General features: G+C 60.0%; 15 protein-coding genes. 3 read left to right on the top strand and 12 right to left on the bottom strand.

Annotated features, from left to right (window positions below; genetic code table 11):
• The 5 genes from RA20_RS08980 to RA20_RS08960 all read right to left on the bottom strand — a co-directional run.
• Positions 1-572 (bottom strand): 2Fe-2S iron-sulfur cluster-binding protein (locus RA20_RS08980; protein ID WP_039127057.1); only part of this gene is annotated, 572 nt, incomplete at its 3' end.
• The gene (locus RA20_RS08975) at positions 569-853 is read right to left on the bottom strand and encodes a sarcosine oxidase subunit delta (RefSeq protein ID WP_039127054.1); all 285 of its coding nucleotides are present in this window, start codon (positions 851-853) and stop codon (positions 569-571) included. The genes RA20_RS08980 and RA20_RS08975, both read right to left, overlap by 4 nt.
• Positions 854-865: 12 nt before the next feature.
• On the bottom strand, positions 866-2,137 hold the full coding sequence (locus RA20_RS08970) for a sarcosine oxidase subunit beta family protein (protein WP_039127052.1): 1,272 nt from the start codon (positions 2,135-2,137) through the stop codon (positions 866-868).
• Positions 2,138-2,157: 20 nt separating this feature from the next.
• On the bottom strand, positions 2,158-2,952 hold the full coding sequence (locus RA20_RS08965; RefSeq protein ID WP_039127049.1) for a maleate cis-trans isomerase family protein: 795 nt from the start codon (positions 2,950-2,952) through the stop codon (positions 2,158-2,160).
• Positions 2,952-4,094, bottom strand: coding sequence for a M24 family metallopeptidase (locus tag RA20_RS08960; protein ID WP_039127046.1), 1,143 nt, complete (start codon positions 4,092-4,094; stop codon positions 2,952-2,954). The genes RA20_RS08965 and RA20_RS08960 overlap by 1 nt, the downstream gene beginning before the upstream one ends.
• Before the next feature lie 131 nt (positions 4,095-4,225).
• On the opposite strand from RA20_RS08960, the gene RA20_RS08955 reads away from it, so the two are divergent.
• Entirely contained in the window at positions 4,226-5,104 is an 879-nt protein-coding gene (locus RA20_RS08955; RefSeq protein WP_039127043.1) for a LysR family transcriptional regulator, read from the top strand.
• Positions 5,105-5,107: 3 nt separating this feature from the next.
• Here RA20_RS08955 and ehuA read toward each other — a convergent pair whose 3' ends face one another.
• From ehuA to RA20_RS08920, 7 genes are all read right to left on the bottom strand, one after another.
• On the bottom strand, positions 5,108-5,923 hold the full coding sequence (gene ehuA / locus RA20_RS08950; RefSeq protein WP_039127040.1) for an ectoine/hydroxyectoine ABC transporter ATP-binding protein EhuA: 816 nt from the start codon (positions 5,921-5,923) through the stop codon (positions 5,108-5,110).
• Entirely contained in the window at positions 5,923-6,591 is a 669-nt protein-coding gene (ehuD, locus tag RA20_RS08945; RefSeq protein ID WP_039127036.1) for an ectoine/hydroxyectoine ABC transporter permease subunit EhuD, read from the bottom strand. Before ehuD ends, ehuA begins: the two co-directional genes overlap by 1 nt.
• Before the next feature lie 3 nt (positions 6,592-6,594).
• The gene (gene ehuC / locus RA20_RS08940; protein ID WP_039127034.1) at positions 6,595-7,260 is read right to left on the bottom strand and encodes an ectoine/hydroxyectoine ABC transporter permease subunit EhuC; all 666 of its coding nucleotides are present in this window, start codon (positions 7,258-7,260) and stop codon (positions 6,595-6,597) included.
• Positions 7,261-7,332: 72 nt separating this feature from the next.
• Positions 7,333-8,181, bottom strand: a complete 849-nt coding sequence (locus tag RA20_RS08935; RefSeq protein ID WP_039127031.1) for a transporter substrate-binding domain-containing protein — start codon at positions 8,179-8,181, stop codon at positions 7,333-7,335.
• A gap of 327 nt (positions 8,182-8,508) precedes the next feature.
• Positions 8,509-10,983, bottom strand: coding sequence for a GcvT family protein (locus tag RA20_RS08930; RefSeq protein ID WP_039127028.1), 2,475 nt, complete (start codon positions 10,981-10,983; stop codon positions 8,509-8,511).
• 18 nt (positions 10,984-11,001) lie between these two features.
• Positions 11,002-12,180, bottom strand: a complete 1,179-nt coding sequence (locus RA20_RS08925) for a M24 family metallopeptidase (protein WP_039127025.1) — start codon at positions 12,178-12,180, stop codon at positions 11,002-11,004.
• 4 nt (positions 12,181-12,184) lie between these two features.
• A complete protein-coding gene (locus tag RA20_RS08920) occupies positions 12,185-12,967 on the bottom strand; it encodes a maleate cis-trans isomerase family protein (RefSeq protein WP_039127020.1) in 783 nt (260 codons plus the stop codon).
• Between the two features lie 158 nt (positions 12,968-13,125).
• Between RA20_RS08920 and RA20_RS08915 the strand changes: the two genes are divergently transcribed.
• A complete protein-coding gene (locus tag RA20_RS08915) occupies positions 13,126-13,866 on the top strand; it encodes a GntR family transcriptional regulator (RefSeq protein ID WP_039127086.1) in 741 nt (246 codons plus the stop codon).
• 327 nt (positions 13,867-14,193) lie between these two features.
• Entirely contained in the window at positions 14,194-14,850 is a 657-nt protein-coding gene (locus RA20_RS08910) for a response regulator transcription factor (protein WP_039127017.1), read from the top strand.
• The last annotated feature ends 269 nt before the right edge of the window (positions 14,851-15,119 follow it).

Genomic DNA, 15,119 nt, shown 5'->3' with positions numbered 1-15,119 from the left:
GCGGCGCGCAGCCCGGCGGGACCGGCTCCCACCACCAGAACATCGCAATAGGCGTGGGCGTGGTCATAATGATCCGGGTCCGCCTCGCGCGAGGCGGCGCCCATGCCGGCGGCCTTGCGGATCAGAGCCTCGTATTTCATCCAAAGGCCGGTGCCGCGGCCGCTTTCAAACGGCGGCAGCCCCATGAAGGTCTTGTAGTAGAACCCGGCCGAGAAGAACCGGCCGAAGAGCCCGTTCACCGCGCCCATGTCAAAGCGCACGTTGGGCCAGGCGTTCTGGCCCTGCGCCTGCAGCCCGTCATAGAGCTCCTGCATGGTGGCCTTGACGTTGGGCTCAAGCCGGGCGCCGCGGCCGACCGAGACAATGGCTCCGGATTCCTCAACTCCTGCCGACATGATGCCCCGCGGGCGGTGGTATTTGAAGGAGCGGCCCAGCACCCGCGCACCATTGGCCATCAGCGCCGAAGCCAGCGTGTCGCCCGCATAGCCCTGCAGCGCCTTGCCGTCCCACTGGAAGGTCAGCGGTTTGGAGCGGTCAATCCGCCCGCCCTTTTCCAGACGCCGCGCGCTCATGCTTCGGCCTCCAGAACTGCTGCCAGGCCGGGATGGGCCGGGGTCACGCTGTGAATTTCATGGGTCATCGTGTCCCGCACGACCTTCAGCCACATGCGGCAGCCATGCACATGCTGCCAGGTCTCGGTCTGCACGCCGCAGATGTTGGCGCGGAGGAACACCGCGTCGTGCCAGTCTTGCACCGGCGCATCCAGCGCCGGGTATTGGATCGAGCCGTCGCCGCCATAGCTGAATTCAGCATGATCGCGCGGCCCGCAGAATGGGCAGGTAATCCAGATCATCTCTTGCCTCCGTTATCCGTGCAGCTTGGGGTCGGCACCGGCGCCGCGTTCGTCGATCTGCAGGCCGCGCTCAAAGCGCTTCAGGTCAAAGTTCCCGATCATCGGCGCAGGGCGGCCGTTGGCGATCAGATCTGCAAACCACCAGCCCGCGGCCGGCGTTGCCTTGAAGCCGCCGTAGTTCCAGCCGGCATTGAGGTAGAGGTTGTCCAGCGGTGTCTTGCAGATGAAATGGGTGCCATCCATCGACATATCGACGACGCCCGCCCAGTGGCGCAGCAGCTTGACCCGGCCCAGGCAGGGCATCACCGACATCGCCGCCTCGGCCACGTCCTGCACAATCGGCAGGTTGCCGCGCTGCGCATAGGATTTGTACCAGTCCAGGTCGCCGCCAAAGACCATGCCGCCCTTGTCGGACTGCGAGATGTAGAAATGCGCGCCGCCCATGCCGAAAACCACCACCTGATCCAGCAGAGGCTTCAGCGGCTCCGACACAAAGGCCTGCAGCTTGTGGGATTCAATCGGCAGCCCGCCAAGCCCGGCCATGTTCCACAGCCGCGAGGTATTTCCCGCCACCGCAAAACCCACTTTGCCTGCGGTGATCCGCCCGCGTGAGGTCTCCAGTGCGGTGATCCGGCCGCCGTTGCGCTCCACACCCGTGACCGCGCAGTTCTGGATGATGTCCACACCCCGCGTGTCGGCTGCCCGGGCATAGCCCCAGGCCACCGCATCATGGCGCGCGGTGCCTGCCCGCTTCTGCACTGCGGCCCCCATGATCGGGAACCGGGCGCCGGAAGCGTAGTTCAGATGCGGCACCTCCTGCTGCAAGCGGTCCAGATCCCAGATCTCGGCATCCGGCGTGCCGGTCAGCCGCATGGTATTATAACCGCGCGCCGCAGCGTCGATGGCCCCCGGGCTGTGCAGCAGCGCAATATGCGAGCGCTGGCTGAACATCACATTGTAGTTCAGCTCATGGCTCAGCTCCTCCCAGAGCGTCAGCGAATGCTCATAGAATTCGCGGTTGCCGGGGCGGGTGTAGTTGGAGCGCACAATAGTGGTGTTGCGCCCGGCATTGCCGCCGCCGATCCAGCCTTTTTCCAGCACCGCGATGCTGCGGACACCGTGGTTTTTGGACAGGTAGTAGGCGGTGGCCAACCCATGCAGGCCGCCGCCGACGAGGATTACGTCGTAATGGCTCTTGGGTTCGGGGTCCCGCCACTGACGAGTCCACCCCTTCTGGCCGGTGATACCCTGCCAGAGCACATTCCATGCGGAAAAACGGGTCATTTTTGGGTCTTTCGGGGGCCTCAGACGGTGGGTTTCAGTGTCTTGCCCGGGTGTTTGAAAATCTGGCCGAAGCCTTCCAGCTCATCCATGATGCCGGCGCGGCGCAGGCAAGACCAGAATTGCGCCTGGTTCGAGGTGATGACAGGCTTGCCGGTGATCTGCTCGATCTCCTCGACCGCGGGCAGCGAACGCACGCCGCCGCAGCTGAGGAAAATCGCATCGGCCTCCGGCTGGTCGATCTCCAGCGCGAATTTCTTCCAGTACTCGGGCGTCACCAGCCCCATGTCCCAGCCGCTGGCGATGTTGAGCCCCTGGATATCCAGCACGTCAAAGCCGCGCTCTACCAGAAACTCTGCCTCGGCGGTGTTGATGTCATCCAGATAGGGCGTGCCGACCACCAGCTTCTTGGCACCCAGCTCGTTCAAGGCATCCAGAACGCCCTGCACCAGGCACATCGGCTGCGCCCAGGGCGCGCCCTTTTTGATCTCGGACATGACGCGATGCTCGCCGATCACGATGGAGCCCGAAGTGCAGCTGTAGCTGACCACGTCCGGCTCTGCCTCCGGCTGGATCCGCGATGCAGCGTCTGCCATGTGCTCGATATGCTTGGCCAGCGTTTCAGTCGTGGTGTGGTCGTCGGTCTTCAGACGGGTGACGTAGACCGCCACGCCTTCCGGCGCCATGTCCCAGAAGTCGCCTTCGGCAGAAGGGTCCGTTGACATCAGGATAAAACCGAGCTTGGCGCGGTGGAAACGTCCGTCATCCATCTCCGGGGTGCGGGGCTTGGACTGGATGGTTTGGCCTGGCTGGAACATCAGAGAATGACCTCCTCGACGGATTTCGGGTGATGCGTGAGCGGCTCCCAGCCGTCTTCGGTGATGATGAAGCTGTCACCGACCTGGGCGCGGAAGGTTTCAACCGAGACCGAGCCGTCCACCGCCAGCACCATGCCGGGCTGGATGATGGTGGTGTCGCCGGTCACCAGCTGCGGTGCCTCCAGGAAGCTGAAACCGGTCGCCCGGCCGCAGCGGAAGGGGTATTCGTAGCCCGCGCCCTGAATGACTTCCGCATACTCGGCATGGATGCTTTCTGCGGTAACGCCGGGGCGCAGCGCATCCAGTGCAGCCTTCTGGCTGGCCACGGCCACCTCATAAACTTTCACTTGCTCCGGATCCGGCTCGCCGATCCAGAAGGTCCGGTCGAAGCCCAGCTTGAAGCGGTGGAAATTTGTCATGCCGCAGAAACACAGGAAGACCGGCTCACCGCGCCGCATGATCCGGGTCGAGGCGCGGTGGTGCGTTTTCACGATGTCCTTGCCCGAGGCCATGATCTGCAGGAAATGGGTGTTGGGCGACATGTCGCCGTCGTCATAATGCGCCGCCAGCAGCTCTGCCGCCTTGCGGGTGCCCGCCTGGCTGGTGGCAATCGCCACCTCAAACTCCGGCACGCCGTCGCCGATTGCGGCGCGGCCCGCCTGCATCATGGCAGTCGCCACCTGCCCTGCATGGCGGGCCAGCTGCAGCTCCTCCGCCGATTTGATCATCCGCATCTCGTTCAGGATCGGCGTGGCGCTGGTGATCTTCTCTGCATCCACCAGATCATTCACATAGGCACGCACCGGCGGCGGCATATGGCCCGGTTCAATTGCAACAGAACCCGCATTCTTCACAGCGGCAGGCAGCTCCTCGCGCCATTCGCTGCCCATGCCGTCGTTCCAGGCAGCGATCCGGTCCACGCGTGCGGCGGCTTCTGCGCTGTTAAGGTCAATGGTCGGGGTGATCAGCAATGTCTCGCCATCCTTGGGCACCACCAGGATGGTTGGACGGCCAAACTCCATATGCAGATAGTCATAATACCCTGTCAGGTAATAGACATTGTCATCGTCGGTGATCAGCGCAACATCCATGCCGGCCTTGGCCAGATTCGCCTGAAAGCGGGAGAGTCGTTCTGAGAACATGCGGAGCCCCTGTTTTTACTGATAGTCATGCAGCTTGGCCTCGGCCCAAAGCAGCGCTTAGGCAAAAGGCTAGACGGAAAACCAAACTTTACAAAGTGACTTTCCGTTTGAGATTATGATAACCAGTAGTTATGAAAAACTACCGCCGTGCCCTGCCGCCGCTCGACTATCTCCTGTTCTTCGAAGCTGTTGCCCGTCATCAGAACTTTACCCGCGCCGCAGAGGAGCTGAATGTTAGCCAGGCTGCCGTCAGCAAGCGGGTGAAAGTTCTGGAGGAATGGCTAGGCATGACGCTGGTCAACCGGAGCGGGCGAAACCTGTCTCTGACCCGGAACGGCCAGGTGCTGGCGGCCAATTCAGGCGAGGCCCTGGATTTCCTGCACTCATGCCTTCAGCAGCTGCGCCGGACCAGCAGCAGCGGACGGCTGTCGCTTGCAGCCAATGTCGCTGTTTCCCAGTTCTGGCTCACCCCCAGAATCAATGAGTACCTACTCGGGCAGGACGCCGCGCCGGTCACATTGACATCCTCGGACAAAGACGCAGACCTCTTTGCCCTGGAGGCCGACGCGCTGATTTACTATGGCAAGGAGATCCCCGACGGCTGGGAGGGATCACTGCTGTTTGAGGAGATCTGGACGCCCATCGCGGCTCCGGAGATGGCCCGGCAGACCGCCAGCCTGGAAACCGCAACCCTGCTGGATTTTGACAAGCTGACCCCGAAGTGGGTCAACTGGGGTGATTTCGCGGCGCTTTCCGGCGATCCGCAGATCGAACGGGCCAACAAGGTCAATCTGGGCTCATACGGCAGCACATTGGACACGGCAATCCGGGGACGGGGCATTGCGCTCGGCTGTCCCGACGTGCTGCATTTTGAAATCGAAGCCGGGCGGCTGGTGGCGCTGTCGGATTATCAGCTGAAAACCGGGCGCAGCTATTTCGTGATCTGGCGCACGGGCCTGCTCAGCGAGCAGACCCGCAGCCTCTTGTCGGAGGTGGCAATCCCTCTTTGAGGTTCAGACCGCCTCCTTGACCGCGCTGAGGAACTGCTGTGTCCGCTCGCGCTGCGGATTGCCAAACAGATCTGCCGGCCGGCCCTGCTCTTCGATTTTGCCGCCGTAGAAAAAGCAGACACGGTCGGAGATATCCAAAGCAAAGCCCATCTGATGCGTGACCATCAGCATGGTCAGGTTATGCTCGGACACCAGCTGGCGGATGACATTGGTCACCTCGCCGATCACCTCCGGGTCCAGGGCGGAGGTCACCTCGTCAAACAGCATCACTTTGGGCCGCATGGCCAGCGCCCGGGCTATGGCCACCCGCTGCTGCTGCCCGCCCGAGAGACGCGAGGGGTGCTGATCCTTCTTGGCGATCATACCTACCATCTCCAGCAGCTCTTCCGACCGGTCCCGTGCCTCAGCCTTGGACAGGCCAAGAACCTGAACGGGCCCCTCCATGCAGTTTTCCAGAGCCGTCATATGCGGGAACAGGTTAAAGTGCTGAAAACACATGCCAATGTCTGAACGGCGGCTGTGCAGATAGCGCTCATTGGCGGGCACCAGTACGCCGTTTTTTTCCATGTGGGTCAGCGGCTTGCCATCCACATAGATCACGCCGCCATTGATTTCCTCCAGTGTCATCAGCATGCGCAGCACGGTGGTTTTGCCTGAACCAGAGGGACCGATGATCGACACCATCTCTCCGGCGGAGACATCGAGATCCAAATCATCCAGAACCGTCAGCGACCCATAGGATTTGCGCACCTTGCGAAAGCTCACCATCGGTTTGTTTTCGCCTGTCAGTTCAAGCGGAAAGCCAGACATGTCCTGCATTACTTCAATCCCAGTTTGAGGCGCACACGTCCCTCGAACAGCCGGATAAGACCAGCTGCAGGCAGGGAAATCGCCAGGAAGATGATGCCTACCATCGTGAAGGGTTCCAGAAAGCGGTAGTGCTCGGACCCGATGGCATTGGCAGTGTGAATGAGCTCGGCAACCCCGATCACCGACAGCATTGGCGTATCCTTGAAGATACCAACGAGATAGTTGCCCATGCCCGACAGCGCCGGGGGAATGGCCTGGGGAATAATTACCCGGCGGTATTTCTGCACCGTGGTCATATTCAGGGCAGTTGCAGCCTCCCATTGCCCCTTGGGCACGCTGTCGATGCCGCCCCGGTAGACTTCGGAAAGGTAGCAGGCATAGTGCACGCCAATGGCGATCATGCCCGATGTCCAGGGGCTGAGCCGGATCCCGAACTGCGGCCCCACATAGAAGACAAAGAAGATCTGCAGCAGCAGCGGCGTCGAGCGGACGAATTCAACAATCTCGCGCACCGCAAAGGTCAGCACCCGGTACTGCGTGCGCTGCGCCACTGCCAGCGCCAGCCCCAGCACCAGCGCAATGCCATAGCCAGCTCCCGCAGCCAGCAGCGTGTTGCCGGTGGCGGACACAAGCCGCGGCAGGATCTCCCAGGCGAATTCCCATTTCCAATCGAACATGGATCACGCCCTCCCCATCTTGCGGGCCATAAAGGCCTCAAGCCAGCGCATGAAAGGTGTCACCATGAAGCGGGCCAGAATGTAGTAGATTATCAACGCCGCGCCAAAGGCCTGCGCCGACAGGAACGTGGAGCCATTGATCTGTTTGGTTTCAAACATCAGATCGGCAACCGAGATCAGCGATACCAGCGCCGTGCCTTTCAGCAGCTCGATCATCAGATTGCCCCAGGGCGGCAGCATGTTGACCAAAGCTTGCGGCAGGATGATCCGGCGCATCCGCTGGGCCGGCGACATGTTGATGGCCAGCGCAGCTTCCCATTGCCCCTTGGGCACTGACAGGATGCCGCCGCGGACCAGTTCCGCCCCGTATCCGCCGATGTTCATTCCAACCGCCACATAGCCGGCGGTGAATTTATCAATGGAAAAACCAAACAGCGGCAGCACAAAGAAAATCCAGTAGAGCTGCACCAGCAGCGAGGTGCCGCGGAAGATTTCGATATAGGTGACAGCAGTGCCGCGCAGCAGCTTGCTGGAGGAGAGCTTCATCAGCCCCATGACCAGAGCGATCGCAACACCAAGTATGGCCGCCAGAAAGAACTGGGCAACCGTCATGCCGGTTCCGGCCGCAAGACGCGGCCAGTATTGCACGGCAAATTCAAAGATATTCATAGGTCCGCTCAATCGTGTGAGAAACGTGCCTGATGCGGCGGACGCAGAAGCCCGGGCCCGCCGCCAGTTTTCTTAGCGGTTGCCGCAGACCCATTCTGCGGATTTGTCACCCGGCAGATGCGATGCGGTGTAGCCATACTCAGAAACGGCCGCCAGCATTGCGTCAGAACCGATATAGCCCGCAAGCGCTGCGTTGAATTTGGCCATGAAATCGGAATCCTCATCCCGGAAGCCGATGCCAACCCAGTTCTTGGTCCATTCCGGCAGCGCCGCCGGGTCCGTCACCTCGAATTTTCCTTCGGACTGCTCCGCCAGGTAGAGCGCTTCGAAATAGGTCAGAGCTGCCGCGTCGGCGCGGCCGGCCTTCATCGCCGCCAGGGTCTCGGTCGGGCCCGGCACCTGCATCATCTGCGCGTCGGTCAGGCCTTCCTTGCGTGAGGCTTCAACAGTGTTGGCGCCAGAGTACATGATGAGGATGGAATCGTCCTGAGCCAGCACATCTTTATAGTTGTTGATGTTCTTAGGATTGCCTGCAGGCACCAGGAAAGCGTCGCCCATGGAGCCGATTGGCTCTGAAAAGGAGATGTTCTCGCAGCGGCTGTTCAGAATATAAAGACCGCCGGTGATCATGTCGTACCGGTTGGCTTTCAACCCTGGGATCAGTCCGCCCCATTCGGTGACAGTGGTTTCCACGTCGGTGTGGCCCATCTCTGCCAGGATGCCCAGCGCAATTTCATTCACAAAGCCTTTGGCATCACCGTTTTCATCCGGAAAACCCCAGATCGGAATATTGGAAAAGCCGATCCGGATCGGCTCACCGGCGGCAATACGGTCCTCAATGGGGCCGGCCACAGCCGAAACGGCGCCCAGAACCACGGCGGCAGCAGCGGCGCCCAGAGTTTTCATCAGTTTACAAGTCATTGTGTCCTCCCAGAGTTTAACTTGTGTTCCGCGTTGTGCGGGCCGTGCGAACACTCGTCCCGCAGTGTCTTTGTGCTGTTTGCGCTAGTGCTTCTAGTTTTGAGGAAGGCATGTGCTTCTGACAGTTTCGCTTTGGCTCCATCCGAAAACCTGCGACCCGGCAGCTGCCTCCTTTCCAAAGGCGGCTTCTCCTCAACCAGCCTCCAGACCTCTCCCCCTGCCCGCCCCTCCAAGCGTCTCACCAGCAGGATAGAAGAGGAAATCTGAAGCGCTAAACGACCTTTCCTGGCATCTAATGACAACCTCATGTTATGGTTTTTGATGCGCTCACGCGTTTTTCCCCGCATCATTCCCAAACAGCATCCGTTTGCTTTTCGGGTCGTAGAACGGCGTCAGACTGACCTCGGCTTCAACGCTCCGGCCTTCTACCAGGACAGTGAAGTTCCCCTGCGCCGCTGCTGCTTTTTCAGCTGCGCCGTCCGGCAGCTTCAGCAGGCAAAGGCCAACAGCCGCGCCGACCGCCTGCCCCCAGGCGCCGGCGGTGACATAACCTGCGATCTGCCCGTCGCGCAGAACGGGTTCGTTGTGATAAAGCAGCGGCTCCGGATCTCTCAGCCGGATGTGGCACAGGAACGGCCCCGTGTTTTCCGCCTTGCGGTCCAGATAGGCATCGCGGCCGACAAAGGGGATGTCCTTCTTGGTCTTGCAGACAAACTCCATCCCGATCTGATGCGGAGACTCGGTATAGGCCATGTCGTGCCCCCAATGGACAAAGCCCTTTTCCAAACGCAGCGCATTCAAGGCTTCGCCGCCGATCAGCCGCAGGCCGTACTGCTCTCCGGCCTCCACCAGCACTTCAAACACATGTTCGGCGAAGTCAGGCGAAATGAAGATCTCCCAGCCCATCTCGCCTGAGTAGGACAGGCGCTGTGCAAAGACTTTCGCGTGACCGATGTGGAAATGCTGCAAGCTGTTAAAGGGAAACGCTTCATTTGAGGCATCAATTCCGCCGACCTGCTGCAGCAGTTCCCGGCTTCTTGGCCCCATAATGCCCAGCACGCCATATTCAGCGGTCGCATCCCGCAGACGCACATCCTCGCCGGGCAGGATCAGGTCGCGCAGATGCAAGCAATCGCGGCGCGTGTGCGAGATAGAACTCATGACCATGAAGCTCTCGCCGCCATGACGGGCCACAGTCACATCGCTTTCGATGCCGCCGCGTTCATTCAGCATCAGCGTATAGGCTACCCGGCCGTTTGCCAGCGCCATGTCATTGGTGCAGGCCCGCTGCAGGAAGTTCTCGGCATCCCTGCCTTCGACCATCAGCTTGCCGAGCATGGTATAGTCGATCATGGCAACCGCTTCGCGGGCGGCCTTCTGTTCTTCCAGCACATAGGGAAACCAATTCTGGCGGCCAAAGCTGTATTCGTATTCAGGCTCAACACCTTCGGGCGCAAACCAGCCCGGCCGCTCCCAACCCTGGGTCTCGGTGAAGCAGGCACCGCGGGCTTTCATCGGGTGATAGAACGGCGTGCGGCGCAGATTGCGGACTGTCTCGCGCTGGCGGTTCGGCCAATGCATCGCATAGGTCAGAACCAGGGTTTCCGGGCAGCGTTCCTGCAGGTAGGGGTCGCGGGCCTGGAATTCCTCGCAGCGCTTGGGATCCATCTCGCTCAGATCCATCGGTGGGTGGCCGTCAATGATCCATTGCGCCAGCGCCCGGCCCGCTCCGGACCCGGATTGGATTCCAGTGGAGTTCACTCCGCCCAATACAAAGTAATTCGGGATGTCTGGCGCCTGACCCAGGATGAACCGGCCATCATAGGAATAGCTTTCCGGTCCGTTGAAAAAGGTGCGGATACCGGTTTCCTGCAACAGCGGAACCCGGTTCATCGCCAGCTCCAGCACCTCCATCACATCGTCCTCGATAAATGGCAGGCTGTCGTATTCAAAACTGTCGGAGATCCCCTTCATGCCCCAGGGCTTGGCCTGGAAATGGGCAAAGCCGAACAGCAGCTTGCCTGCGTCTTCCTTCCAGTAGGTACCGTCGCAATAGGACCGCAGCACTGGCAGGTCAGCGGGCAGGTTCTTGATGGTTTCCGTCACCAGATAGTAGTGCTCGCAGGCGTGCAGCGGGACACCGACACCATTCTGACGGCCTAGCTCACGCGCCCACATACCGCCGCAGTTCACCACATAGTCGGCGCTGACCGTGCCCATATCGGTACGCACGCCGACAGCCTTGCCGCACTCGGTCAGCACTTCCTCGACCTTGGTGTACTCAAAGATCTTGGCGCCGCGCATCCGTGCCCCCTTGGCCAGGGCAGTGGTCAGATCCACCGGGTTGGCAGAGCCGTCGCTGGGCATATGGATCCCGCCCAGAACCCCCTCCGCATTCATCAGGGGCCAGCGCTCTTTGATTGCGGCGGTTTCCATGTAATGCGTTTCGATACCAAACAGAGCAGCAAAATCCGCTTTGCGCTTCAATTCGGCCATTCGCTCTTCGTTGACAGCAATCGAGATCGATCCCGACCGCCGGTAGCCAGGGTTCTGGCCGGTCTCGGCCTCGATCTCTTCCAGCAGCTCTATGCCGTACTTTGCAAAAGCCGTGGTGGCATGGCTGCCCTGCAGCTGCCCCACCAGCCCGGCCGCATGCCAGGTGGTGCCGCTGGTCAGCTGTTTACGCTCCAGCAGCACAACATCGGTCAGCCCCTGTTTTGCCAGATGGTAAGCCACGGAGCAGCCGTGAATGCCGCCGCCGATAATGACAACCTGAGCGTGGGACGGGAGTTGTTTGGTCATTCTCGTGAAACCCGTGGATTAGGTAATAATCGGAAGCTCACGCGCCGCCCGGCGCGACAGCAGTTCGGCACCATCCTCTCGGATGACGATGTTTTCTTCGTGCAGCATCATCTTGCCGCCGCCGAAGGAGAGTCCGGGCTCCAGTGTCAGCACCATGCCCTCTTCAATCACCGTATTGTCTCCAGGCATCAGCGAGGGCCATTCGGTCACCTGCATGCCCAGCCCGTGCCCCATGCGGCCGATCTGATGGCCGCTGCAGCCGCCGTCTTCCAGCACCTTGGCCATCACGCCCCACAGGTAGGTGGTGGTGATACCCGGACGCGCTGCCTGCAATCCCGCCTCAGTTGCACGCCAGGCCAGATCGTAAGCAGACCTGGCCTCATCCGAGGCATGGCCAAAAGCATAATTCCGGTCAAAGTCGCAGCTGTAACCGCCCCAGAGCGCGCCGGTATCCAGCAGCAGCATGCTGCCGTCCTCAATCATCCGGTCCGTTGGCCGGTTGATCACATCCTCAAACCCGCCAAGCCCCGAACTGCCAACCAGATACGGCACGTCATCGGCACCTTTTTGCAGCAGGTCGATCTTGAATTTGGCAAAGGCCTGGCGTTCGGTGTCACCGGCCTTGATGTAATTCGGCAATTCTTCGAAGGCAGAAGACGCAATGCTGCAAATCCGGGCGATTTTAGCGATCTCAGAGCGGGATTTCACCATTCTCAGGCGGCGGACAACATCGGTGCCGTCGGCGACCGAAACACCGTCCAGGCGCTCTTGCAGCCGTTGAAAATCCGCAGCCGGAATGCGCACATGGGTTTCGTGGCCCATCGGCAGCCCCAGCGTGCCGCCGTTGGGCATCACCTCGCGCAGAGTTTCCACCAGCAGGGAAATACCGTCATCCTCTGGCTGGGGTGCCAGCCAGGTCCGGACATCCGAAATCCAGGTCAGCGACATGCTGGGGCCGCCGATCTCCGGGATCACCGCAATCGGCGCACCTTCTGCCGGGATCACCACAAACCAGGGCCGGGTGGGGCTGAGCCAGAAGATGGTGTCGAAGCCAGTGAAATAGCGCACTTCCGGCTCTGTGGTGAGCAGCAGTGCATCCAGCCCGAGACCCGCCATGATCTTCTGGGCTGCAGCGGTGCGCTGTTCGAACTCCTGTGTGGTAAACCCGCGGTCCGCAGCGGGGTGCATGTCCGTCATCGTGTCAATCCTGCAACTTCAATTGGGTGTGGAACAGCATGCCGGCTCCAGGCACGCCGTTGCGCAGCCCTGCGAGCCGGGCCAGATGCCAGGCTGTGACCTGATTGCTGGACAAAACGGGTTTCCCGAGTGCGCTCTCAGCCTCGGCCAGGATGCCCATGACCCGCAGGCTGGTGCAGGAGACGAACACGCCGTCGCAATCTGTCCGCTGCCCGATCTCCTTAACCGCCGCCAGAATGCTCTGAGAGGAAATCCGGGCGACTTTGAAATCATCGGCCTGGTTGAAGCTGCCAATAGCGTTCACTTCAATGCCGGCCGCGGCCAGATTGTTCCGCATCCCGGCCGTGACCTCGGCCTCATAGGGCGTTATCAGCGCAATCCGGCTTAGTTTCAGCGCTTTGAGCGCCGCCTTGCAGGCGGTCAGTGGATTTGTGGTTTTTGCGGCCGGGTGCACGCTGCGCAGGATTGCATCCACACGCGCCTCGCCGATCATTGTTGCCCCGGAAGTGCAGCAATAGCCAATGGCATCCAGCTCAAAGGAAGCAGGCAGCAGCGCCGCTGCGGCCGGCAGGTCCGCCTCCATCTTCTGCAGCGTACCGCAAGTGACTTCCATCTCATTCGGGATCCGCGCGTGGTACAGCGCCACACCCGGCTGCCGGAGAACACCGGAGAGCTCATGCTCCAGAGTCTGGTCGGATTGAAGAACGATCAGACCAATCCTGGCTTTGCCACCCAGCCCTCCATCACTGTCAAACTGCAGCGATTGAATGTCCGGCACTGCATTCATTGGCCTTCCTCCAAAACCTTCGGGATTTCTGCCTGCCCCCCCTGCCCTTCCCTTGCAAACTGCAGGCTCACCATGCAGTCAGAGGGGAAGAGCTCTTGGAATCTGGTATATACCAATAGGCTGGTATATACCAAGGAAAACTTGCGGACCTGTGCATGATGAATCGAACCGACTCGGACGAAGAAAAGAAAACACCTGCTTTTCAGATGGTTATTGACCACCTGCGGGAACAGATCCTTAGCGGCGGACTGGCTCCGCACGCATCGCTGCCCTCGGAAAGAGCCATCGGAGAGCAGTTCGGGATCAGCAGAATGACCGCCCGACGCGCGCTCCTGGCTATTGAAATGGAAGGATTGGCCTATAGTTCCGGCCGCCGCGGCAGATTCGTTTCACCGCAGCGGCTGACCTACGATATCAGCAGGACAGTCAGCCTCTCTGCTCTGGCCGGCAAGGAAGAACTTGGCCTGACGATCAAGGTAGTTTCACAGCAGACGATTGAAGCTGATGCAGCTTTATCTGCCAAACTGGCTGTCGCCGAAGGCGAGGCGCTTTACAAATACACCAGGGTATTTCTTCTCAAGGATCATCCTGCCTTCATTGAAGAGGAATACGCTGTCGCCCGTCTCTTTCCCGGCCTGCTTGATCACAATCTGCAGCAATCGACCACGACGCTGATGGAGAAGGAGTATGACATGCCGCCGCATTCCGGTGACATCACGATACGGATGCGCGCGCTGAACGAGGACGAAGCCGGCCTGCTGGGCCTGCCCACCTATAATGCCGGAATTGAACTGGAGCAGGTAATCTACGGGGCGAACGGAAAGCCGTTCTGCTTTGGCCGTCAAATCTGGCGGGGCGAGCTCGCAGAATTCTCTGCGCATGCCATCGTAAGAGGGTGACCTCCAGTCCCGCAGAGACCTCTTGCCGCCCAAGCCACGCCATCACGCTCATTTAGCCCGGGCATACCCGCCATCCCAATTGCGCTTATGAAGACAACCTTTTCGAACTGTGAAAACTGCCGCTCAAAGGTGGAAACGGCCCCGTCAGACTGCAGCAGCAAACCCGCCACGCCGGTCTCCTCGCAGCAGTGCTGCAGAGACCTAACGGGCGGCAATGAACATGTAGTTTGAGCTTGCAAAAGCCGCGGGAAATTGCAGCACCATAGATCATTTTTTGAAATTGGATTAAGGTCGTTCCCGGGGCAATTGAAACAGGGGGCCGCGATAGTGAAGAGCTCGAAGGCCCCGATCAGTATTGCCATTGTCGATGACCACAACCTGTTTCTTGATGGCATGCGGCTGCTGATAGAGCATTACTACCCTTCAGCTTCACCGCAAACCTACTCCTGTGCGAATGCATTTCTCGACGCCCTGGATCAAGGGTGCATATTCGACGTCGTCATTTCAGATCTGGCCATGAAAAACCTGAACGGGATTGCGCTGCTCGGGGAATTGAATGCCCGGGAATTCGATGCTCCGGTCGTAATCCTTTCCGCATCAGAAGATGCAGCTACTCAGGAAAAATCCCTGCGCGCCGGAGCCTTTCAGTTCGTACATAAATCGGCAAGCCGCGGCGATCTTTTCAATGCGATTCACGCTGCAGCCAAACACGGTCCCTCGTCCAAGGAACAGATGCGGCGCAATGCACAGCGTATTCAGGTGGACAAGGTGGACGGCGAGCACGTGCTTGCACCGCGTCTTGCCCCGCAGCAGCTGAAGATTTTGCAGCTGCTTGCAGCCGGGCAGACGAACAGAGAAATCGGGACAGCTCTGTCCATCAGCGAAAACACAGTCAAAACCCATGTGAAAGCTATTTTCAGAGAACTCTCTGTCAGCAACCGCACGGCTGCTGTACGCCGCGCCCAGGAACTGATGCTGATTTAAGCTGTAGACCCTTTTCCTCGCCTTCTCCGCTGGCCAGACCGGACCATTTTGCTTCCACGCCGCCAGAGGGCCGCAACGCTGTAGGTACTCCATGCGAATAGGTCAACAGGCGACAATACCCCCTAAGTATTGAAATTGACGCCGCAAATACCACAAGAATTAGTCCGAAAGCGCTAATATCACCCAAACGGGTGATTGCCTAGTTAACCTTCAAATTGAATTGTATCTGAGAGTTCCGGCGCGGGGGGTGCCGGAAAAAAGGCAGCGCC

It is taken from the genome of Leisingera sp. ANG-Vp (genome assembly GCF_000813725.1).
Classification (GTDB): Bacteria; Pseudomonadota; Alphaproteobacteria; order Rhodobacterales; family Rhodobacteraceae; genus Leisingera.
Note: the sequence above shows the minus strand (reverse complement) of the source record. Positions and strands in the feature narration are given on the sequence as shown.

Coding starts and splice junctions, on each gene's coding strand:
- RA20_RS08970 (WP_039127052.1), bottom strand. CDS start 2,137: ATGACCCGTTTTTCCGCATGGAATGTGCTCTGGCAGGGTATCACCGGC.
- RA20_RS08960 (WP_039127046.1), bottom strand. CDS start 4,094: ATGTTCTCAGAACGACTCTCCCGCTTTCAGGCGAATCTGGCCAAGGCC.
- RA20_RS08915 (WP_039127086.1), top strand. CDS start 13,126: ATGAATCGAACCGACTCGGACGAAGAAAAGAAAACACCTGCTTTTCAG.
- RA20_RS08930 (WP_039127028.1), bottom strand. CDS start 10,983: ATGACCAAACAACTCCCGTCCCACGCTCAGGTTGTCATTATCGGCGGC.
- RA20_RS08965 (WP_039127049.1), bottom strand. CDS start 2,952: ATGTTCCAGCCAGGCCAAACCATCCAGTCCAAGCCCCGCACCCCGGAG.
- RA20_RS08920 (WP_039127020.1), bottom strand. CDS start 12,967: ATGAATGCAGTGCCGGACATTCAATCGCTGCAGTTTGACAGTGATGGA.
- ehuA (WP_039127040.1), bottom strand. CDS start 5,923: ATGCAGGACATGTCTGGCTTTCCGCTTGAACTGACAGGCGAAAACAAA.
- RA20_RS08975 (WP_039127054.1), bottom strand. CDS start 853: ATGATCTGGATTACCTGCCCATTCTGCGGGCCGCGCGATCATGCTGAA.
- ehuD (WP_039127036.1), bottom strand. CDS start 6,591: ATGTTCGATTGGAAATGGGAATTCGCCTGGGAGATCCTGCCGCGGCTT.
- ehuC (WP_039127034.1), bottom strand. CDS start 7,260: ATGAATATCTTTGAATTTGCCGTGCAATACTGGCCGCGTCTTGCGGCC.
- RA20_RS08935 (WP_039127031.1), bottom strand. CDS start 8,181: ATGACTTGTAAACTGATGAAAACTCTGGGCGCCGCTGCTGCCGCCGTG.
- RA20_RS08925 (WP_039127025.1), bottom strand. CDS start 12,180: ATGACGGACATGCACCCCGCTGCGGACCGCGGGTTTACCACACAGGAG.
- RA20_RS08955 (WP_039127043.1), top strand. CDS start 4,226: ATGAAAAACTACCGCCGTGCCCTGCCGCCGCTCGACTATCTCCTGTTC.